Below are 23,200 nucleotides of genomic sequence, written 5' to 3'. Positions count from 1 at the left end.
ACGGTTTCCCGTAAACAACTTCTACATCATTGGTATTAACTTTAGTAGATACTTTTACAATAAGTAAGTAAATTTATTTAAAAAAACTAATTTTTAATTGTTATGCTTTTTTATTTTAAAATGTTAAAATATGTTAATATTAAATATACATTTGACTATACAGCAACGAAATGCTATTTAAATTAAATAAAACTTTAAATATAAGACTTTACTACCAATATAATCTTTCAAAATTATTAATTATAATCTGAAAAGCCTATGAATTAAAAAGACACCCCCACTCTCAATCCAACCACAACATAAACGATAAACAAACCCAAAATTGTAAACCAGCTTATGAAGTATATAATCATTAAAGGAGCAAGAAGTTCGGGAAAAGCAGAAACAATAAATGCAGTATGTAAAAAATTAAAACCGGAATCTATACGTAAAGTTTATTTTTCTGAATCGGGAAATATTTCTTTGGAAAGTATAACACCGGCAGCAGGTATATCAGACGGTACTTATATAGTTACAGTGCGAAAGAAAAATATACTTATGGTATCAGGTGCTCCGACAGAGCAAAAGAAAAAAATCACTTCCATAATGGAATCAGTTTTTAAACTGAACCTTAAGCCTGACTTTGCCATTGTAGCGATGCGGGGATTAGAAAAGCTAAAAGGTTTTTCCACTTCAAAAGAACTGGAAAAATTTGGTAAATGCATTTATGAAACTAAAATTTGGCGGATACCCTCATATACTTTTCATACCACAGAAGAATGGAATAAACGAATATCTTATATAACAGCCATAACGCTCCATAATTTATAACTGCCTTTAGAGAATACAATTAATTAGTTATAACTATTTAAAAATCAATGTTTTTTCTTATTTTTATTTAAAATTTAAGAATTAATAAATACGCTTACAACCAACAACAACTTTCAATCAATTATTAACTAAAATCCAAAATGCCTATGAGAAAAGCTTAACAACAAATTATCCCGGTTACTTCAAATCCACACCTATAATTATAAACTAACATTAGTGACTATGAAGTACATAATTATTAAGGGAGCAAAAAGTTCTGGTAAGGCTGAAACAATAAATGCTATTTGTAACAGGCTAAAACCGGAAGCAATGAAAAGAGTTTATTTTTCTGAGTCGGGAAAGGTTGCTGTAGAAAATGTTAAACCAACTACAAAGATACCCGGAGGAACTTATATTGTTACAGTAAGAAAAAAAAATATTCTTGTTGTATCAGGTGCTCCTACCCAGCAAAAGAAAAGAATAACCTCTATAATGGAATCTGTTTTCAGGCTAAACTATAAACCCGATTTTGCTATTGTGGCTATGTGTGGCCTTGAAAAACTGAAAGATTTTTCGACCTCTAAAGAATTAGAGCGATTTGGAAAATGCATATATGAGACAAAAATATGGAGAATCCCCTCCTATACTTATCATCTTACCGATGAATGGAATAAACGAGTCTCGTATATAACAGCCATTACACTGCATAACTTATGATTTTGCAGATTAATGATTAAATTTTATATCCCCTATAAAAATACAAGCCCCGCAAATGAGGGGCTTGTATTTTTATAGGGAGTTCAGTTTAAAAGCGCCATACCTGAACAGTATATGGTGTAAGTGTAATGCTTCTTGACTGATTTGTAAATTTAACATTTGGAGTACCAAAAACTAACTGAAAACTTCCAGGCCTTATTTCATTATCTTCGAGGGAAACCAACTGGTTTTCTCCCGAAAGATTAATTACTACAACAGCCCTTTCGAACATTTCTGTTTCCCTGTTACTATATGTTCTTAAAAAAGATATTACATTATCATTAGTATTACGTATTTCCCTGTAATTACCTAATGCGAGTGCTGGCTGCATTTTTTTTAACCGAATTAGTTTTTTATAGAAGTTCCATAATGAATTATCATCTTTTTGTTGTTCTTCAAGTGATATTCCGTCATTTGGTTTTGCAAATCTGTTATCCCAGTACGCACCGGAATCCTTATACCAAAACGCCATTCCTTTTCCTGATTCATCTGCAGACCATTCAAAAGCTTCCTGTAAAGGAATTTTATCTCCATTTGTACCTGTTTTAAGTTCATCTCCTTTCATTCCCAGTTCCTGCCCGTTATAAATACAAGGCACGCCACCCATTAAAAAACTAAGTGCCCCGGCAACTCTAATCTTTCCAATATTCATACCCGGTAAAGAAGCAGTTCTTGTAGTATTTTCATCTTCTATAAAATTAACCGGATACTTACCTTCCGGCAGTTGCACAAAAATACTATCGGCCGCAGTATTAATTTTATTCTTATCAAAAGACAGTATGGCTTCTCTTAATTTAGCCGTTAAAACCCTGTCAGCATTTGCTTTAGTATAAAAATCATTACCAAAAGTTTTAGTATCATAATTCTCTGCCATTAGCAGCAGTTTGGGATTAACCTTTTTTACAGCCTCAAACAGCGGAGCATAAAAACTTTTCAGTTGATTAGAGGTTTTTCCGGAATTATCAATTTTGTCCTGCATATCAACAATCCTGAAACCATCTACACCTTCATTAAAATTACCATCTCCATTGGGGTCTGCCCAATACTTTAGTATTTTAGTATAATACTCCTGCACTTTAGCATTTTTAAGGTTTACAGCAACAAGCTGTTCTTTAGTATTGGTATAAGTAGTAATCTCGGGCAAATAATAAGGCTTTTCATTTTTAGCATCGGTATAATACACATATTCGCTATAGACGGACTTAGTGTTTTTAAATGAATCTTTAAACCAAAGGTGATTGGTACTAATATATTGAAGATCTATTTCCTGATACAACTTCATTTTACGCAAATGAATGTTCTGAATCAAATCGCGATACTCTTTAAATGCTCCATATTCAGCATCTATTTTTTCAAGGTCTCCTGCGTAAAGATTATTGTAAAAATCTGACTGGTAAATCGGGCTTAATGATATTGTATTTATACCAAATTGCTGTAGGTAATCCAGTTTTTGCTGTATTCCTTTCAAATCGCCATTACCATCGCCGTCACTGTCAAAAAAACTGCGGATAGTAACATGGTACATTACTTCCTGTTGGGCGAGAACCGGTGTAATGCATAATGAACATAAAACAAGTGCAAGTGTTTTAATCATATTCTGTAAAGTTTGTTCCAAATATAAGAGATTTCTCTTAGGGTGTATTTATATGATAACAGTATAAGAACGATATTCCCCAGTAATTAATTATTATTTTTGCTGAAATCAAAACAACAATTATGCTTATAATAGGAATTGCCGGAGGTACCGGAAGTGGCAAAACTACTGTAGTACAGCAGATAATGAATGAACTTCCTTTGGAAGAAGTAGGCATTATATCTCAGGATTCTTATTATAAACAAACCCCTGAACTTAGTTATGACGAAAGGGTAAAAATAAATTTTGACCACCCAAACGCCATCGACTTTGAATTGCTTACCACTCACCTGGCTGCATTAAAAGCAGGAGAAACCATAGAACAGCCTGTATATTCTTTTATTACCCATAACAGAACTACAGATACTATTATTACACATCCGCGAAAAGTAATGATCGTAGAAGGTATATTAATACTTTCTGACGCGAGGCTAAGAGAAATGTTTGATATAAAAATATTTGTACATGCTGATTCTGATGAAAGGCTTATACGCCGTTTGAAGCGTGATATTGCAGAACGTGGCCGTGATATGCAGGAAGTTTTAAACCGCTACCAGAACACTCTCAAACCAATGCATGATCAGTTTATTGAACCTACCAAAGCCTATGCAGATATTATTATACCTCACGACAGATACAATACGGTAGCAATAGATATTGTTAGAGCAGTAATAGATCAAAAGCTTATATAAATACTTACACTTACTTTACCACAATTATTGTTGTGTAAAACTTTGTGCATTTTATGGCAGAATCATAAATGGATAAGTCCTAAAAAAACCATTACTTTGTATCCGGAAACTACCGTTAAGACATGAAATTCTTCAAAAAAATAACTAAACGCTATCCCATCCTTAAAATATTAGGGAACAGGTATGTATTGGTTAGTATTTTTGTTATAGTATGGCTTACGTTTCTTGACAACTATTCTTATTTTGAAAACCGTGTGCTGGATAAAAAAATAGAAGAACTTGAAGCTAACAGACGCTACTACATAGAGGAAATTAAAAAAGACAGCACCAGTATAAGGCAGCTTAATAATCCAGACCAGACCGAAAAATATGCGCGTGAGAAATACTATATGAAACGCGAAAATGAAGACATATATATAATAGAATTTGAAGATGAAGTGCCTAAAGATGAAGACACAAAATCTCTCTAATATTTTCCCGGATGAGCGACAACTTATTTAATGAATTTGAGCCTGTATCTTCTAAACAATGGAAACAGCAGATACAGTATGAACTGAAAGGGGCCGATTACAACGAAACCTTGGTTTGGGAAAGTCCCGAAGGCATTAAAGTAAAACCTTTTTATCATATAGATGAATTTAAGCAAGGACCTGCCGTTGCAGGTAAAGCTGCAGAATTTACTATTTGCCAGAATATTTATGTTCACGATACAGAAAAATCGGCAGGCAGGGCTATATCTACCCTAAAACGCGGTGCAGAAAGCCTTAGATTTACCATTGAGAATGAAACAACAAATATTAAGGTATTACTTTCTAAAGTACCTGATGATACACCTGTGTATTTTTATTTGACTTTCTTATCAATCGATTTCGTAAAAAATCTGGATGTGATTGCCAAAGAAAGGAACGCTGTTTTTTATGTACAGCTTGACCCTATTGCCCAATTGGCAAAAGACGGCAACTGGCACAGTAATTTGGAAACAGATATTGAAGCTATAAATACTATTGCCATTGCCTGTTCCAACATTCATTTTTTAAGTGTTGACAGCAGCCTGTACCAAAATGCAGGAGCAAATATCGTTCAGCAAATAGCGTATACATTAGCACATGCCAATGAATACTTTAACCGTGTTGCCACTATAAATAAATCAATTGTTATTCAGGCAGCAGTAGGTACCAATTACTTTTTTGAAATTGCCAAGCTGCGCGCAATAAGACATTTATTTAATCTTGTAGCCGCAGAATACGACCATACTTTTGACTGCCACATTATTGCTACTCCCACAAAACGAAACAAGACTCTTTACGACTATAATGTTAACATGCTTCGTACAACGACGGAATGCATGAGTGCTATACTTGGCGGTGCAGATGCAGTTGCCAATCTTGCTTATGATGCATTATACCATAAAGACAATGAGTTTGGCGACAGAATAGCCCGCAATCAGTTATTAGTACTTAAACATGAGAGTTATTTTGACAAAGTAAATAACCCTGCCGATGGTGCTTATTATATAGAAGAGCTTACACAGCAATTAGCAGAAAAAGCTCTTGAATTATTCAAGGATATTGAAGCCAACGGAGGCTTTATTACTCAGCTTAAAGAAGGCACTATTCAGCGAAAAATACAGGAAAGCGCAGTTAAAGAACAGGAACTTTTTGACAGTGGTAAAGAAGTATTGCTGGGTACTAACAAATATCCCAATAAAAATGACCGCATGAGTCATGACCTTGAACTATACCCATTTGTAAAAGCTAATCCACGCAAAACACTTGTACAGCCAATTATAGAAAAAAGGCTTGCCGAAAAGATAGAACAGGAACGACTGGAAAGTGAAAAAGTAAGCAATGATCAGTAAGATGGTACCAATGAGAAAAAATATACAACATATACAGCTTAAACCTCAGCAGGATAACGAAAAGAATATCCCTGTTAATGTAAAGGACAACTTTTTGTTTGCCGAAGGTATTGAGGTTAAAGAAAACTATACCGATCAGGATATTGAAAACCTGGAGCACATTGAATTTGGTGCAGGATTTGCGCCTAACCTTCGTGGGCCGTATGCTACAATGTATGTACGCCGTCCGTGGACGGTGCGCCAATATGCAGGATTCTCTACAGCAGAAGAAAGCAACGCATTTTACCGCCGTAACCTTGCTGCCGGACAAAAAGGACTATCTGTGGCATTTGACCTTGCTACACACAGAGGTTATGACAGCGACCACGAACGTGTTGTAGGCGATGTAGGTAAAGCCGGTGTTGCCATAGATAGCGTTGAGGATATGAAGGTTTTGTTTGACCAGATTCCGCTTAATGAAATGTCTGTTTCTATGACCATGAACGGAGCAGTACTGCCCATTATGGCATTTTATATTGTAGCAGCCGAGGAGCAGGGCGTTAAGCCGGAATTGCTTTCGGGTACTATACAAAACGACATACTTAAGGAGTTCATGGTACGAAACACCTACATTTACCCTCCTGCCCCATCTATGAAAATTATTGCTGATATTTTTGAATATACCAGCCGTAATATGCCTAAATTTAACTCTATCAGTATATCGGGATACCATATGCAGGAAGCCGGTGCTACTGCTGATATAGAATTGGCATATACCCTTGCAGATGGGTTAGAATACATTCGTACCGGACTTGCCGCAGGAATGAAAATTGATGATTTTGCTCCACGCCTTTCTTTCTTTTGGGCAATTGGCATGAATCACTTCATGGAGATCGCAAAAATGCGCGCAGGGCGTATGTTATGGGCAAAACTCTTAAAACAGTTTAATCCGGAAAGCGATAAATCATTGGCGCTTCGTACGCACTGCCAAACAAGCGGATGGAGCCTTACAGAGCAGGATCCTTTTAATAACGTAGCGCGTACAGCTATTGAGGCCGCCGCCGCCGCTTTTGGAGGAACGCAGTCGTTACACACTAATGCACTTGATGAGGCTATTGCACTACCAACAGATTTTTCTGCACGTATTGCACGCAACACACAAATATTTCTTCAGGAAGAAACCAAAATAACTAAAACAGTCGATCCATGGGCAGGCAGCTATTATGTAGAAAGCCTTACTGATGAGATAGCGAAAAAAGCATGGGCACTTATTGAAGAGGTTGAAGAACTTGGTGGTATGACCAAAGCTATTGAAGCTGGCATACCTAAACTTCGAATTGAAGAAGCAGCGGCACGCAAACAGGCACGTATAGACAGCGGACAGGATATTATTGTAGGGGTAAACAAATACCGCCTTGAAAAGGAAGATCCGCTGCATATTTTAGACGTAGATAACCAAATGGTTCGCCGTCAGCAGATAGAACGCCTTGAACAAATAAAAGCAACACGTAATAGCCAAAAGGTTGCAGCATGCCTTGCAGCACTTACAGCATCAGCAAGATCGGGCGAAGGCAATTTGCTTGAACTTGCCGTAGATGCAGCCCGTAACAGGGCTACCCTTGGTGAGATAAGTGATGCGCTTGAGTCAGTTTTCGGGAGATATAAAGCACAAATTAAATCATTTAGCGGAGTGTATAGCAAAGAGATCAAAAACGATGAGAGCTTTGAAAAAGCAAAACAGCTTGCAGATAAATTTGCTAAGCTGGAAGGCCGGCGCCCAAGAATAATGATCGCTAAAATGGGGCAGGACGGCCATGACCGTGGTGCTAAAGTAGTAGCTACAGGATATGCCGATGTAGGTTTTGATGTGGATATTGGTCCGTTATTCCAGACTCCCGCAGAAGCTGCGAAACAGGCTGTAGAAAACGATGTGCACATACTTGGTGTATCTTCATTAGCCGCAGGGCATAAAACTCTAGTGCCACAGGTTATAGAAGAACTTAAAAAATATGGCCGTGAAGATATTATGGTTATTGTGGGTGGAGTTATACCAGCCCAGGATTACCAGTATTTATTCGACAGCGGTGCAGTTGCCGTTTTCGGACCGGGAACTAAAATTAGCGAAGCTGCTATTAAGATACTTGAAGTACTAATAGAAGGATTTGAAGAGTAAAACGAAGCCCTGCAATTGCAGGGCTTTGTTTTGTCCCAATTTTACAATTAATATTATTAATGATTATGGAAATTTGAATAAATTCAATAATCATGAATACCTATTCTTTTTTTAGCATCTTTATAGTATCAGTTTTATTTCCCTGTACATCTCATTCACAAAACAATAAAGAAGAATACCTTAAAAACAATTCATCAGTTTTAAATGAATCATACACCTTTCCACAACAAAATTTTAATGTTATTGGCTTTGGTGCATATCACGGCAGTGCCAAAACAGAGGATGCCGAACTATTCATTATTCAATCGATACTAAAAAAGAATAGCATAAACTATTACTTTCCTGAAACCGATATCAGCATTGCCTATTACTTCAATGAATATCTGAAATCGGGTGATGAAGCACTGCTTAAGAATCTTATTGAGACCTATGGCGTACGTATTCCGCAGGAAAGAACTATTGAAGTTTTTAATAAATGGAAGAAACTTAAAGCTATAAACGACAAACTTCCTGAAAATAAAAAACTAACTGTGCTTGGTGCAGATCCTATAGTAACCTATCAGTACACATACAAGCATCTGCTATCATTAATAAAAGATCGAAGTAAATGGCTACTGGCAAATGAACTTCAAAATACCATTGAAAAAGATACAACCGACTTCTCTCCTTACTACAACAGCTATTCCAAAAATCAATTAAAAGCTTTTGTTTCTGATTACGAATTGAATACTGCCGAATACAATTTATATATAAACAACAAAGAAATGTTTGTGCATCTTATCTCAACAATTAAAGTCAGCTTTGATGATTATCATCGTGAGAAGGAAATGTTTAATAATTATGTTGCATTATCTAAAATATATAATCTCAAAAATAAGGTACAGTTTTTTAGGTTAGGTTTTGGCCACCTGCTAAAAGCGAAAGAAGGTAATTATGAAAGTTTCCTATATAAACTATCCGCTAATGGTGTCTATACTAAAGATAAAATCGTTTCTATTATAGGTTACCTGACAAAATCGGAAGTGATATGGGACGATAAATACGATACTAACGGCAATTATGTATCATCTGTAAATCAGGGAGACGAAGGTATAGGCGATAGCCCAAATGAATATTTTAAGGGCATTGATAATCTCAAAAGAATGAAGATTTCCGGTCTTTCCATTTTCCGGCTCAATGCTAATAACAGTCCTTATTATTTGAAGGGGAGCGACCTCATTGAAGTTATTGAAACCCCGAAGAAAAGAAGTATAGATTATAGCAATGACGTTACTACCGACTTTATTGATTACGCTGTTTTAATAAGTAATTCTAAAGCCTCACAAAGTATTTATAGCATCCCTAAATCTTAACTTAGGTATAATTTACGATTAATTCTTATTTTTGCTTTTACAATTAACTAATACAATTTTATGGACATCAAACAGATATTTACAAACAACCAGGATTGGATTTCCAGACAACTTGAAACGGACAAAAACTATTTTGCAAAGCTATCGCAGGGACAATCTCCTGCCATATTATACATTGGATGTGCCGATAGCCGTGTAACAGCAGAAGAGCTTATGGGCTTACAGCCGGGAGAAGTTTTTGTACATCGAAATATCGCTAATATGGTCCCGAATACTGACTTAAGTGTTATGTCGGTAATCAATTATGCTGTGAGTATTCTTAAAGTAGATCATGTAGTAGTTTGTGGCCATTATGGATGTGGTGGTATAAAGGCAGCAATGGAACAGGCAGATCTTGGAATACTTAATCCCTGGTTACGTAACATTCGCGATGTGTACAGACTGCACCGCAAAGAGCTTGATGCTATAGAAGATGAAGGGAAACGATACAATAGACTGGCTGAACTGAATGTACAGGAGCAGTGTATAAACGCTATTAAAACCGCTGAAGTTCAAAAAGCTGTATCGCAACGCAACCTTACTGTACACGGTTGGATTTTTGACATTAGCACCGGACAGCTGGTTGATTTAAATATTGATTTTCAAAAAATCACCAAAGATATTGCTGAGATTTACAGAATCGATCCTTCTTAGTACTTTAAAACATAAAAAAATCCTCTCTGCAAAACAAAGAGGATTTTTTTATGCTTACACAGGAACGAATATTATAAATAGGTAATAATAAATTCACTCCTTCTGTTTTGCCTGTGTTCTTCCTCTGTACATTTTATCCAGTCTGCACATTTATTAACCAGCATAGTTTCACCATATCCTTTACCGCTTAGGCGCTCTGTTGCTATACCTTTCTTTATAAGATAAGCAACAATAGCTCTTGCCCTGTTTTCAGATAATAATTGATTTTGCTTAGCAGGACCTCGTGAATCTGTATGCGCCCTTATGTCTATTTTAGAAGTTGGGAACTCGTTCATAAACTTAACCAATATATCTAATTGTTTAGATGCATCCGGCGTAATAGTATATCTGCCAACATCAAAGTATATCTGTTCAATGCTGAATTTCTTAGCAAGGTCCATACCAACAACCGGTGTTGCATTAGCAAGCGGATTTATTACTTCTTCTACAATTACTTCAGGTTTTTCTAAAGCTAAAGGCAAAATAACGTCACCTACAGTTTCAGTAATTTCAACCGGTAATTCCTTTGTTATATAAGTTTCTTTTTCACATTTAACATAATAGTTTTTTTCGCAGTCTACAGAAAAATAATATACTCCCGCCTCGTCTGTCAGTACCTCATCTATAGGTTTAAGGTCTGCATCAAGCAGTACCACCTTAGTTTCAGCAAAAACAGTACCCTTAGCTTTATCCGAAACTATACCTGATATAAACTGACGACACGAAAAATCCAACGCTATATACTCGGTAAAAGCATAAATATCGTCATAACCTATACCACTTTTCCTATTTGAAGTAAAGTAGCCGGTTCTGTTTTCTTCATTAATAATAAAACCAAAATCGTCCCAATGGCAATTTATAGGTTCTCCAACATTATTAGCTTTAGCAAAAATACCATTGTCCTCTTTTTTAGCAACAAAAACGTCAAGTCCTCCAAGGCCGGGATGGCCGTCAGAAGAAAAATAAAGTTTATCCTCTGTTACAAAAGGAAAAGTTTCCCTTCCTTCGGTATTTATTCCGGGGCCCAGATTTTCAGGAGCTCCAAAGGAACCATCCTCATTTATACTTACACTGTAAATATCAGATTGTCCATAACCGCCAGGCATATCTGAAGCAAAATATAGTGTTTTTTCATCCGGACTTAAGCAAGGGTGTGCTGTATTATAGATATTGCTTGTAAATGGAAGCTCTTTAACATTTTTCCATTTTTCTCCATCAGCCTCAGCACGGTATATTTTTAACAGGATATGGTCTTTACTATCTTTTTGAATTTTACCGTCATTAAAATTATTACGTGTAAAATACATTACCTGCTTATTCTTAGTAAATGCAGGGGTAGATTCATGGAGCTTGGTTTGCACTTTACTGGAAAATTTTTTAGCTCTTACCAGGTTCCCTTTCGGAGTTATCTCTGCACTATACAACGCTGTAAAAGATTGCCTTGTCCATCGGTCTTTAATACCTGTAAATCCCAGGCTATCCCTGTTTGATGCAAAAACAACCATATTATCACCATAAAAAGCAGGTCCATAGTCTGAAACAGAGGTGCTGATATCGGTGATATTGATTTTATATCTCCCTGAGTTACTCTCTATAGCATTCAGATAATTTTTATTCTTATCGAATAATTCAGCTCTTAAATCTGTTCCTTTCTTTTCGGTAAACTGTTCCAGTAATTTATTAGCATCTTCATATTTGCCTATCGTTTTAAGCGACTGCGCCAAACGGTAATAATATTCAGGCTCTATAATCTCTTTTTTTAGCTTAAACAATTCCCTATACCACCTAATGGCACTTTCCGGTTCATTATTAAAGTAATACGCATCACCCAGCTTTTTATAAAGAGAGGCTGTTCTGTAACCTTTCTTTTCAAGCTGCATATACACTTTAATTGCCTGGCTATAGTCATATTTATCTGTAAGCAGTTCGGCATTTTCCATTTTTTTATCCTGAGCGCCTGCAGCTATTGAAATCAATAGCATATATATAACAAATACTATATATCTTAATTTTCTCATATCATATTAGAAAAAACGTGGGTTCATAACCTTCTCATATTTCCTGAACAGTTCAAAACGCAGAAATACTTCATGAGATCCTGAGTTATATTCTGCAAGCTTTGTTGTTTCTGTATCGTAGGTATAACCTATAAAAAGACCATCTGTTACCTGAAACCCGGCAAGAATACTTACTGCAGCATCCCATCGGTAAGCCAAGCCCATTGTAAATTTGTCATTATACAATACATTGGCAGTAATATCAAGCTGTAATGGTGCGCCCTGTACAACTTTAGCTAGTGCAGCAGGTTTAAATTTCCAGTTGTAAGCAAGATCAAAAACATGGCCCGCCATTGCATAAACGTGAAATCTTTCTTTGGCTACAGAAATATCATTATGATCGTAATGGTCTGTCTGCAGGATTTGCGGAACAGATAACCCGAAATATGTATTATCTGAATACATATAGGCTCCGGCGCCAATATTTGGCGTAAGCCTGTTAGTTATATTGTTCTGAAACCTTGGATCACTAGGGTCATAGATATTAAGCTTGGTAAAATCTACATTAAAAAGCTGTATAGAACCTTTTAATCCTAATGACAATTTATAATAATCATTTACATTAAATGAATAAGAGAAATCCGCTGAAATCAAATTTGTATCTGTAGGGCCAATTTTATCATTAACAAAAGAAAAACCAAGACCAACATTTTTCCCTACAGGTGCATTAACCGACGCTGCATTGGTAACAGGAGCTCCGTCAAGCCCCACCCATTGTGCACGGTGTATGGCAAAAATACTGGTAACGCCACGTGTACCTGCATAAGCCGGGTTAATATTAATAGGATTATACATGTACTGCGTATACTGGGGGTCTTGCTGCGCCCACAATGTGCTTTGACAAAGTAGCAACAGGCAAAGTATAGTAATACATTTAAAAAAAATTATTCTCATTATATTGTTTTGTATTAATCTGAGCTTAAGTATAAATATCCTGATTTTTTAATCTTTCTGGCAGGAATTCCGGGTTTTTCATATTCATATTCTATAATATAAAAATAAGTACCGGTTGGCAGAATTTTATCTCCTGTTATAGTTACACGTCCGCCTGAATAACCATTAAACACATTTCCGCTGGTATCATACGCTTTGGTCGAAAAAACCTTAACTCCCCAACGGTTATAAATTTCTACCGTATTTTTAGGAAAATCTTTAATCTTATCTATTACAAAATAATCGTTTTGTCCATCACCATCAGGAGTTACACCATTGTATATAACAATATCTCCCGGCAATATAAGGTCAGTTTTAACCCTGCCTAAAGTAAAAACCCCATAACCGCTAACATTTACTGCGGTAGTAACTGTACCGGTAGTAGCATTTATAGCGTTAGCAACACCACCTTCATCTACCCATACATTTTCTACCTCATCCCATCTTAAGATATGAATTTCTTCATAAGGCTGGGCAGCTATTTCAGCAGGAGTTGTAGCCGTATCCCATGTTAAAGTAAGCATTACATCAGATGTTCCGCCGGCTTTAACGATCTTCCAGTATTCCTTATTATCTATAAGCTCTATTACGCCTCTTTTTAAATTATGCGGATATGATTCATCTGAATTCTGCAGGTAATATTTACCATTGAAACTGCCTGCTTCTTCAGCAGGAGCAGAAATTGCAGCATACCTGTAATAACGGTTCTTATTTCCAATAGAATCCTGATCGCCTATAGGATAGACAAATTCGGTATTCCCATTTTTAATAGCATAACCATCTACGTGGCTTTGATTGTTCACATTGCTGTGTGTTGCATTGTTTTCAAATATAATGATTCCCCCAAATACATCATCTTTGACAACCCCGTTTACAAAGTCCGCATTGCCACTAACCGAAATATCCCCAAATAAACGGAAAGCTGCTTCTGTGGCCGTGTTGTTAGGATTGTCAAACAATACATTGTAAAAATCAGCCGGTATGCTGCCAGTAATATTCTGCTGCAAAAAGCCTTCAAAACGGGTATAACCGTTTCCCTTATTAGTGTCAAATGTTGTTATTCCATCATTATTAAAATTACCGTGAAAAATAACCTCTCCATTATTCTCATACTCTCCCATGTCATCATTATCAAAGTCAGACATAACTGTCATAACAGTATTAGGACTCACATATAATGTGCCCTGATTTACTGTCTGTCCTGTGTTTTGGGCAAACAGTACTGCCGAAAACATACATACGATAATTGTTATACTTCTTTTCATTTTAATTTTTTTAAATGCTTTAACGCATTAATTAGCTTTAACCCTTTGATAGATCATTGGGTTAGTTATAACCTTACAATTTTTGGTAGTTACTGCTGCAACTGTTGTAGGCACCGATTCACAGGTTGCAGTATTACCTGATACTGTAGAAGTAGCTATTGTTATACGACGGTAATACATTGTTGAGTGTAAAACAGGTGGCTGATAAGCTCCTGATGTTGCACCCGCAATAGTTGTCCAGCCTGTAGTTCCATTAACAGACGATTCCCACCTATAAGTTATAGTTCCTGAACCTGTACCTAAATTTGTAGTAATAGAACCTAATATTGCAGGTGCTGTGTCCATACAAATTGTTTGTGTCCCTCCTATAGATCCGGCAGTAGTTACATCTGAAACAGTTATAGTTACAGGCGAAGTTGGTACAGACTCACATATAACACTACCATTTGTGGCAGTAGTTATCCTTCTAAACATTGTTGTAACTGTTAAAGAACCCGGCTGATAAGTAGCTCCGGAAGCTCCGGAGATGTCAGTCCATGCTCCACCTCCATTTATAGAAAACTGCCATTTATATCCTAATGTTCCTGACCCACCTGTTGTACCTGCGGTAGTAGATGTTAAACCTGCAGGAGTTGATCCGTTACATATATTTTGATTAGCTGCTATAGCACCGGCTGTAGGCGAGGCTGCTACAGTTATTACAACATTAGCCGTAGGTGCAGATTCACATGCTTTACCGTTTAGCGTAGAAATAGCAATACGGCGATAGTAAGTCGTTGCAGTTAATGCTCCCGGGCTATAGCTTGCTCCGTTTGATGTACCTGTAGCTGTTGTCCATCCGCCTGTACCTGTACTTGACACTTCCCAACGATATGTTATTGTACCGCCCGATGTATTTGATCCTGACGTAGCACTTGTTAAGGTTGCAGGTGTGTCTCCGTTACATATTGTCTGGGTACTTACTGCTGTTATAGTACCAGGCTGGGTAATACCCTGAACGGTTACCACAACATTAGCTGTTGGTGCAGATTCACATGCTTTACCGTTTAGCGTAGAGATAGCAATGCGACGGTAATACGTTGTAGCAGTCAGTGCTCCCGGACTATAGCTTGCTCCGTTCGATGTACCTGTGGCTGTTGTCCAGCCGCCTGTACCTGTACTTGATACCTCCCAACGATATGTTATTGTACCACCTGATGTATTTGATCCTGCCGTAGCGCTTGTCAATGTCGCAGGAGTATCTCCGTTACATATTGTCTGGGTACTTCCCGCTGTTATAGCACCGGGCTGGGTAATGCCCTGAACGGTTACCACAACATTAGCTGTTGGTACAGATTCACAACCATTACCGTTTAGCGTTGAAATAGCAATACGGCGATAGTAAGTCGTTGCAGTCAGTGCTCCCGGACTATAGCTTGCTCCGTTTGAGGTGCCTGTGGCTGTTGCCCAGCCGCCTGTACCTGTACTTGACACTTCCCAACGATATGTTATTGTACCGCCCGATGTATTTGATCCTGACGTAGCACTTGTTAATGTTGCAGGCGTATCTCCGTTACATATTGTCTGGGTACTTCCCGCTGTTATAGTACCGGGCTGTGTAATGCCCTGAACTGTTACCACAACATTAGCTGTAGGTGCAGATTCACATGCTTTACCGTTTAGCGTAGAGATAGCAATACGACGGTAATAAGTGGTTGCTGTTAAAGCACCCGGACTGTAGCTTGCTCCGTTTGATGTACCTGTTGCTGTTGTCCAGCCGCCTGTACCTGTACTTGAAACTTCCCAACGATACGTAATTGTACCGCCCGATGTATTTGATCCTGCCGCAGCACTTGTTAATGCGGCAGGGGTATCTCCGTTACAGATTGTCTGGGTACTTCCCGCTGTTATAGTACCGGGCTGGGTAATGCCCTGAACTGTTATTGTTACAGAACTCGTGTAGCTCTCACATGAACCTGTTACACTGGCACGTCTGTAATATGTGGTAGTAGTTAATGCTCCCGGAGAATAACCGGCAGTTGTAACTCCTGTACTTGTCCAGGTACTGTTATCTGTAGATACCTCCCAACGATAAGTAGAACCCGAACCTGCGCTTAAAGATGTAAGCGGTGCAGGAGTTGCACCATTACATATTGTCTGATTAGTGCCGATGGATCCCGCTGTTGGTAATGATCCTCCTACTGTTATAGTTATAACATTTGAATAAACATCTCCCGAACATAAGCTTGATATTAATGCTCTTCTATAATAACGTGTCGCCGGAAGCGGACCGGAGAAAGTATAGCCTGCGGTTGTAACTCCTGTATTTGTCCATGTGTTGTTATCTGTAGAAACTTCCCAACGATAAACAGGAGCAGGTCCGCCAGCCCAGCCTCCGTCATTAGATACAAGGTCAGCCGGAGTGGTTCCTCCACAGATCGACTGACTTGACCCTATAGAACCCGGATTAGGATAAACTGAAACTGTCATTTTAACAACATTAGAAGGAGCCGATGGGCATGTACCATTGATTGTAAGCCTTCTATAATAGACTGTTGAAAGTGCAGCAGGCTGATAAGTAGAAGCTGTGGCTCCCGCTATATTTTCCCAGTAATCACCTGGGTTACCTCCATATGACAATTGCCATTGATAACTTGTTCCTCCTGTACCATCAACTACTGATGTTAGTAAGGCCGGAGCTGTATTACCACAAACATTTTGATCTGAACCAATTGTCCCTGCTGTAGGAACTGTAGGAACTGTCATAGTTATTACATTAGATGGAACTGTACCACGGCACAATACCCCGCCCGTGTTTGAAACTCCTAATCTTCGATAATAGGTAGTTACAGTAATAGGTGCTGTTGGCTGATAAACAGGGTTTGTTGCACCCGCTATATCAGTCCAGGTAGAATTATTTGTAGATATCTGCCATATATACCCTCCACTTGCATTAGTACCCGGTGTCACATCAACAGTTTGTGGTGGAACATTCCCACTGCAAACGGTTTGATTGTTACCAATAGTACCCGCTGTTGCCACAGGAGAAACAGTAACAGTTATAACATTCGTGCGGGCTGAACGGCATATTGCTGTTCCGTTAGTCGCAACAGTAAATCTTTTAAATTGCGTAGTTGTGGTTAGAGCACCGGGTGTGTATGTAGCTCCGGTAGCACCAGGAATATCTGCACTCCATGTATTACCACTATCTGTTGACGATTGCCATGCGTAAGTAATTGTACCTGTACCTGTTCCATCAGTTGCAGAGGTAAGAGTTGATGGTACTGCTCCATTACAAATAGTTTGGTCTGAGCCTATAGATCCAGCAGTAGGAACAACAGAAAAGATTATTGAAACTATATTGGAATAAACATCTGCACAACCAGACACTTTAGCTACCCTGCGGTAATATATTGTTGAACTGCCTGATGGCGTATAATTTTGTTGATTATTCGTGCCTCCGGCTGCCGTCCATCCGCTTGTACCGTTAGCAGACGATTCCCATAAATAGGTTACCGTCCCATCTCCGGTTGCCTGCGTACCTGTAAGCGGAGCAATACTGCCTCCGTTACAAATAGTTTGTGAACTGCTAATGGTTCCTGCATTAGTCTGCTGTTTAACAGTTATTGTAACAATGTTTGTGGGTGATGATTCACATGTTACTCCTCCGCTTGTACTTACAGTATATCTTCTATAACGTCTTGAAGCGGTTAAAGCTGGGGGTGTAAAAGTAGCAGAGGTAACACCAGATACTGCCTGCCATGTACCGCCGGAAGTACCATCTGCATATTCCCATCTGTAACCCGTTGTTCCTGATTCCGGAGAAGTAAGCGTAGAAGGAGTAGTATTATAACATATAGTCTGGCTACTGCCTATACTTCCTGCTGTAGGATTTAATACTGTTACTGTTATTGTTCTTCTTGTAGAAGTATTACATCCATTACTTACCCTTCGGCTATATACTGTGGTCTGCGTTATAGGGGCGGTTGGAGAATAAGAACTACTTGAAGGATCAGCATCCGGTATCAAATCATAATTAGATCCTCCATCTGTTGAATATTCCCATATATAATACCCAGGCCCTCCATCATTAGGAGAATTTATTGTATTAGGAATTGTATTGTAACATACTGTAGTTGGAGACATGGATATACTTCCCCGGCTAGGTGAAGAATTAGTATTATTAGGCCCTACATAAGCTACAACTGTATTACTATATACATAGCAGGTGTTTCCTCCTACCGAATATCTTACAGCACGGCGAAAATATAATGTTGAAGTAAGATTTCCACTATCATAAGTAGAACCAGTGGCCCCTGATATATTTGACCAGGAACCAGTACCTGTAGAAGAACTTTGCCATTGATAACTATAAGTTATACCACTTATTGAACCTGTATCACCGTCCTGAACATTGGTAAATGCATTGGGGTTAAAATTATTACAGCTCGATTGTGAATTACCTACAAGACCCGCGGAAGGGATAAATACTTTTAGCCAGTTAGTCACACCTTCACAACTTTTACCATTTGCAGTAAGAGTAGTTAGCCTTCTGAAATATGTAGTCTGAGATAAAGCTCCTGAAGTATAATTTTGCCCTGTCGCACCAGATATAGTAGTCCAGTTTGCCCCGTCAGCAGAACTCTGCCAACGGTAAGTTGCTCCCGAAATTGAAGTACCTGTAATAGCTATATTACCGCTGGGACAAGTAGAGGCATTAGCCGATATAGTACCTGTATTTGTTGGCCCTACAACCACATTAATTGTAGCGGTTGGTCCTTCACAATTACCATTAACCTGGCTTACATAATAAGTATAACTCCCTGTTGTACCTGTATAAGGCTTAATAGGATATTCTGACGAGAAACCTCCGGAAGTCATGTACCACCTTAATGTGTTAGTACCTGTAGCAGTAGCGGTAAGTTCCGGTGCATCTTCGTTAAGACAGTAATATAAAGTCCCTGATGGTACAGCAGGTGCAGCAGGTTTAACATACATATCAATACTAGCATTATTATTAACCTGATTTTCAGAAGTTTCAATAGGTGTTGTATAATTAAAATCAGTAAATAAAATTGCCGTGGTGGTATCTGTATAGCTGTTTGTACCATTCGGTGGTAGCATTGTATATGTTACCGGGTAAGGATATGTCAGCCCTGATCCCAAAGATTCTGAAGCCCCGGATGTATTAGTACCCCTTGCGATATAGCCATAAGTAGTATAACCTGCTGCAGGAGTATTAGTCAAAGTGATTTTAGACCATCTTGCAGAAGTATTACTATTTTCAGGGTCAGATACATTACCCGCAAATCCGCCGGGTGTAGAACTGTCATTATAAGTATATCCCGGAGGAACAATATTATAAAAAGCAACACGTGTTCCATTGGTACCAAGCCTGTTAAAGCTTGTAGCAACAGCACCATTATTAGATACATATACAGTAAATTTTGGTGCTGTGGTACTTATACATTCCTCAGTAACAGTTTTTGTTAATATAAGGTCTACATTTTCCGCTGTTACAGGCGTTCTTACAATAGATGTATTATTATTAAGGTCATCGTCCAGTGGAGGTAAAGCCGTGGCAGTATTTTGCAGCACACTTCCTGCAGGCAGAGTATATAATCTACCTGTAATAGTTATCGTTCCGGTTGTATTGGCGGCCAATACCAAAGTTCCTGTAACTTCATTTGTTGTTAAAGAACTGGCTGTTGGCAACGATGCTGATACAAATCCCGAAGAACTAATCGATGTAATATCAAAGCCTGACATTCCTTCTGCAATATCATTACCATAAGAATCAGTAATTTTATCAGTAAAATCAATATTGCTTATTTCAAAATTAGTATCATTAGTTACTTCTATTGTATAAGTAATTGTACTGTTTCCTGGATTATTAGTTCTTAAAATATCTTTGTCTGCTCTTTTTACAACGCGAAGGTTACCCGGTGTTGTAACTAATAAATTTCTAATTTCATGGTAGTTAACACCCCCACCACTTGAAGCCGCAAAGCCAAGTTTCAGTAAAGCAGGAGGTACATCTGTAGTTGTATAATCTGTTACATCCTGAAAAGCACCTGTAAGGCTGGTTTTCCACCTTACTTTAACATTATAATAGATACCAGCAGCATCCAGACGTACAATTTCAATTTGTACCCTTCGGTAAAAAGTAGCATCTGATGGTCTTGACGTAACATTTGTATTATAATCCAGGGCATTTTGTGACCTGTTTCCTGTATTACCATTAATATCCAGATAGTTAAAATTAATACCATCTGTAGTTGTTATAGTTTTACCTGAAAGATAACGATTGGTAGTTCCTGTATTTGAAGTTGTAGGTCCACGCATTACAATTGCATTTGGCCTTTCGCCCGGTCCACCTACCCTTCCCTCTGTTGGGTTTGCATAGTTACCATAAGCATCAAGACCAATACCAACATAACCTCCTGAAAGTCCTGTACCACTTCCCCCTCCCGGAGCATAACCTAATGAACCTCCGTAACCACCTAATTGGAATGAAGAGGACGCATCAAATAAAAACACACCTATACCATCGGCACCATTAAAGCTATCATTGGTGTTTCTCCACATTTTGTATTCAAAATCCACTAATACACCCATTGTTGAAGGAAATGACTTATTTACATAAGCAAAACCTTTTTGATAGGTATTGGAATTTGTAAGCCTCAGCCAGCCGGCTCCAAGTGGATCGTTAACTCCGGAAGTAAGGTAGGCTGCTCCTTCTGTACCTCCGGGACCGCCGATGATAATATCGGGATTACCACTACCTCTGAAATCTTCGGTAATAGCAAACTGAGCAAAAGTAGTTGTAGTACCCAAAGCCAAAAACAGCCCCAGGAAAAACAATGTTTTTTGCAGAAAACTTAAACGATATGTAAGTATTTTTTTTACCATAACAAATTTGTAAATCGGTAATCAGGCATCTGTATAAGATGCCTGTATCATCCAATTAAAATTATTTTACTACAAAAACAATGTTCATGTAAGAAGCTTCGGTTCCTGAACCGATAATATCGTAAGTTAATATCCCGTTTGCGTCTATAGAAAGATTAGCAAAAACTGCGGGATCAAAGTACGTAATATAATACATTAAATCAGTATTTGTTACGCTAATAGGTATAGTAGCATCTGCTCCTGCACTTTTAACGAAGCCTGTATTAGCACCTCCTAAAGATCCACCTGTTGTTGTATTTGGTATAAATGTCACTCCAGTAAACTGAGCTTTGTATTCAAGATATAAATTTCTTTTTAATCCCGTTGCAGGAGATGAAGTATCAAAAATTACAGCTGGCATATAAAATACTCTTGGCATCGCTGCATTAACAGTTCTTAAAACACCATTGCTATCGGCTACTACAACTTTATCCGTATTAACAGGTGTATAATTATTTCTTACCTCTCTAACTCTAACCGTACCCGCTTTCACATCAAGCGCATGTGCAGAAGCAGCATCTGTTGAAGAAAATCCGATACCTACATTACCTTGCTGATATATGCTCTGACTATTTGATGTAGCAGGATCTGTTGTGTTCTGAACTTTCCATGGTTCACTAACGAAAGTTTTCTTATCTGTCCATTCTACAGTACCCGATGTATTTGTTGTCATTACACTATCATTTGCACCAGGTGCCATTTTAGCTGTAGTTACATTAGCATCTTTAATATCAGAAGTTTCTACTGCGCCTGCTGCAATGTTTTCGGTCTGAACTGCATTGTCCGCAAGCTTAGCATTGGTTACTGCATCAGCACCTATCTTGGCTGTTGTTACTGCGCCGTCTGCAAGCTTTACTTCTGTAATTCCGCCTGCGGCAACACTTACATTAGCATCTTTTAATAAAGCGCCTGCTCCGGTACCCCCAATACTGATCGATCCATCTCCAGCTGTAAGGTCTTTTCCTGCTATACTGCCCGATGGAATAGCATTACTGAATGTTACTGCTCCTGCAGCATCGGCTATTGCAATACGATCAGCTGTACCTGCGCCTGCTGTTAACTTAGCCGATGTTACATTACCGTCTTTGATATTCTCGGTCTGAACCGCATTATCGGCAAGCTTTGCATTGGTTACTGCATCAGCTTTTATATCTAACGTTACATCGGTAAAGGTGGCATTATCTCCTCCTGTTACTGTAAGGTCTGTAGAGGTAATGTCACCATCAAATGATGCGGCATCAACTTCCAAAGAACCATTGGTAGTATTCTGTTTTAATCCTGTACCCGCTACACTCGAATCGATCTTGGCAGCTGTTACTGCGTCGTCGGCAAGTTTCACGGCTGTTACTGCTGCATCTTCTATCTTAACTGTAGTTACATTAGCATCTTTAATATCAGAAGTTTCTACTGCGCCTGCTGCAATGTTTTCGGTCTGAACCGCATTATCGGCAAGCTTGGCATTAGTTACTGCATCAGCTTTTATATCTAACGTTACATCGGTAAAGGTGGCATTATCTCCTCCTGTTACTGTAAGGTCTGTAGAGGTAATGTCACCATCAAATGATGCGGCATCAACTTCCAAAGAACCATTGGTAGTATTCTGTTTTAATCCTGTACCCGCTACACTCGAATCGATCTTGGCAGCTGTTACTGCGTCGTCGGCAAGTTTCACGGCTGTTACTGCCGCATCTTCTATCTTAACTGTAGTTACTGCTGCATCTTTGATATCAGAAGTTTCTACTGCCCCTGCTGCAATGTTTTCGGTCTGAACTGCATTGTCCGCAAGCTTAGCATTGGTTACTGCATCAGCTCCTATCTTAGCTGTTGTTACTGCGCCGTCTGCAAGCTTTACTTCTGTAATTCCGCCTGCGGCAACACTTACATTAGCATCTTTTAATAAAGCGCCTGCTCCGGTACCCCCAATACTGATCGATCCATCTCCAGCTGTAAGGTCTTTTCCTGCTATACTGCCCGATGGAATAGCATTACTGAATGTTACTGCTCCTGCAGCATCGGCTATTGCAATACGATCAGCTGTACCTGCGCCTGCT

General features: G+C 38.4%; 14 protein-coding genes. 8 read left to right on the top strand and 6 right to left on the bottom strand.

The window, feature by feature from the left end; translation table 11 throughout:
• The first annotated feature begins 336 nt into the window (after positions 1-336).
• Together NHE85_RS09820 and NHE85_RS09815 are read left to right on the top strand one after the other, a co-directional pair.
• Positions 337-810 carry a hypothetical protein gene (locus NHE85_RS09820; RefSeq protein WP_252811847.1) on the top strand — a complete coding sequence of 158 codons (474 nt, stop codon included), beginning with the start codon at positions 337-339 and terminating at the stop codon, positions 808-810.
• Positions 811-1,032: 222 nt separating this feature from the next.
• Complete coding sequence (locus NHE85_RS09815) at positions 1,033-1,506, top strand: hypothetical protein (RefSeq protein WP_252811846.1); 474 nt, start codon at positions 1,033-1,035, stop codon at positions 1,504-1,506.
• Between the two features lie 88 nt (positions 1,507-1,594).
• Here the strand turns inward: NHE85_RS09815 and NHE85_RS09810 are convergent, their stop codons facing one another.
• Positions 1,595-3,139, bottom strand: coding sequence for an alpha-amylase family glycosyl hydrolase (locus NHE85_RS09810; protein WP_252811845.1), 1,545 nt, complete (start codon positions 3,137-3,139; stop codon positions 1,595-1,597).
• Positions 3,140-3,261: 122 nt separating this feature from the next.
• On the opposite strand from NHE85_RS09810, the gene udk reads away from it, so the two are divergent.
• The 6 genes from udk to NHE85_RS09780 all read left to right on the top strand — a co-directional run bounded on the left by udk (position 3,262) and on the right by NHE85_RS09780 (position 9,925).
• Positions 3,262-3,870, top strand: a complete 609-nt coding sequence (gene udk / locus NHE85_RS09805) for a uridine kinase (protein WP_252811844.1) — start codon at positions 3,262-3,264, stop codon at positions 3,868-3,870.
• A 122-nt stretch (positions 3,871-3,992) separates the two neighbouring features.
• The gene (locus tag NHE85_RS09800) at positions 3,993-4,340 is read left to right on the top strand and encodes a septum formation initiator family protein (protein WP_252811843.1); all 348 of its coding nucleotides are present in this window, start codon (positions 3,993-3,995) and stop codon (positions 4,338-4,340) included.
• Between the two features lie 11 nt (positions 4,341-4,351).
• Positions 4,352-5,728 (top strand): methylmalonyl-CoA mutase subunit beta, encoded by a 1,377-nt coding sequence (locus NHE85_RS09795; RefSeq protein WP_252811842.1) that lies wholly within the window; start codon positions 4,352-4,354, stop codon positions 5,726-5,728.
• Positions 5,729-5,738: 10 nt separating this feature from the next.
• On the top strand, positions 5,739-7,880 hold the full coding sequence (gene scpA / locus NHE85_RS09790; protein ID WP_252811841.1) for a methylmalonyl-CoA mutase: 2,142 nt from the start codon (positions 5,739-5,741) through the stop codon (positions 7,878-7,880).
• Positions 7,881-7,972: 92 nt separating this feature from the next.
• Entirely contained in the window at positions 7,973-9,232 is a 1,260-nt protein-coding gene (locus NHE85_RS09785; protein WP_252811840.1) for a hypothetical protein, read from the top strand.
• Positions 9,233-9,292: 60 nt separating this feature from the next.
• Entirely contained in the window at positions 9,293-9,925 is a 633-nt protein-coding gene (locus NHE85_RS09780; RefSeq protein ID WP_252811839.1) for a carbonic anhydrase, read from the top strand.
• Between the two features lie 71 nt (positions 9,926-9,996).
• Here NHE85_RS09780 and NHE85_RS09775 read toward each other — a convergent pair whose 3' ends face one another.
• The 5 genes from NHE85_RS09775 to NHE85_RS09755 all read right to left on the bottom strand — a co-directional run.
• Entirely contained in the window at positions 9,997-11,982 is a 1,986-nt protein-coding gene (locus NHE85_RS09775; RefSeq protein ID WP_252811838.1) for an OmpA family protein, read from the bottom strand.
• A 6-nt stretch (positions 11,983-11,988) separates the two neighbouring features.
• The gene (locus tag NHE85_RS09770; RefSeq protein WP_252811837.1) at positions 11,989-12,915 is read right to left on the bottom strand and encodes a type IX secretion system membrane protein PorP/SprF; all 927 of its coding nucleotides are present in this window, start codon (positions 12,913-12,915) and stop codon (positions 11,989-11,991) included.
• Between the two features lie 14 nt (positions 12,916-12,929).
• Positions 12,930-14,219 (bottom strand): gliding motility-associated C-terminal domain-containing protein, encoded by a 1,290-nt coding sequence (locus tag NHE85_RS09765; protein WP_252811836.1) that lies wholly within the window; start codon positions 14,217-14,219, stop codon positions 12,930-12,932.
• Between the two features lie 27 nt (positions 14,220-14,246).
• Entirely contained in the window at positions 14,247-21,110 is a 6,864-nt protein-coding gene (locus NHE85_RS09760) for a hypothetical protein (protein ID WP_252811835.1), read from the bottom strand.
• Between the two features lie 61 nt (positions 21,111-21,171).
• On the bottom strand, positions 21,172-23,200 hold a 2,029-nt coding region (locus NHE85_RS09755; protein ID WP_374676558.1), incomplete at its 5' end, for a beta strand repeat-containing protein.

This window comes from Flavobacterium sp. NRK1 (genome assembly GCF_024054175.1).
Classification (GTDB): Bacteria; Bacteroidota; Bacteroidia; order Flavobacteriales; family Flavobacteriaceae; genus Flavobacterium.
This window is presented reverse-complemented; position numbering and strand designations above follow the sequence as displayed.

Bases quoted from the DNA above. Each gene is read 5' to 3' on its own strand.
- NHE85_RS09800 (WP_252811843.1), top strand. From the start codon at position 3,993: ATGAAATTCTTCAAAAAAATAACTAAACGCTATCCCATCCTTAAAATA.
- NHE85_RS09810 (WP_252811845.1), bottom strand. From the start codon at position 3,139: ATGATTAAAACACTTGCACTTGTTTTATGTTCATTATGCATTACACCG.
- NHE85_RS09780 (WP_252811839.1), top strand. From the start codon at position 9,293: ATGGACATCAAACAGATATTTACAAACAACCAGGATTGGATTTCCAGA.
- NHE85_RS09820 (WP_252811847.1), top strand. From the start codon at position 337: ATGAAGTATATAATCATTAAAGGAGCAAGAAGTTCGGGAAAAGCAGAA.
- scpA (WP_252811841.1), top strand. From the start codon at position 5,739: ATGAGAAAAAATATACAACATATACAGCTTAAACCTCAGCAGGATAAC.
- NHE85_RS09785 (WP_252811840.1), top strand. From the start codon at position 7,973: ATGAATACCTATTCTTTTTTTAGCATCTTTATAGTATCAGTTTTATTT.
- NHE85_RS09760 (WP_252811835.1), bottom strand. From the start codon at position 21,110: ATGGTAAAAAAAATACTTACATATCGTTTAAGTTTTCTGCAAAAAACA.
- NHE85_RS09775 (WP_252811838.1), bottom strand. From the start codon at position 11,982: ATGAGAAAATTAAGATATATAGTATTTGTTATATATATGCTATTGATT.
- NHE85_RS09765 (WP_252811836.1), bottom strand. From the start codon at position 14,219: ATGAAAAGAAGTATAACAATTATCGTATGTATGTTTTCGGCAGTACTG.
- udk (WP_252811844.1), top strand. From the start codon at position 3,262: ATGCTTATAATAGGAATTGCCGGAGGTACCGGAAGTGGCAAAACTACT.
- NHE85_RS09815 (WP_252811846.1), top strand. From the start codon at position 1,033: ATGAAGTACATAATTATTAAGGGAGCAAAAAGTTCTGGTAAGGCTGAA.
- NHE85_RS09795 (WP_252811842.1), top strand. From the start codon at position 4,352: ATGAGCGACAACTTATTTAATGAATTTGAGCCTGTATCTTCTAAACAA.
- NHE85_RS09770 (WP_252811837.1), bottom strand. From the start codon at position 12,915: ATGAGAATAATTTTTTTTAAATGTATTACTATACTTTGCCTGTTGCTA.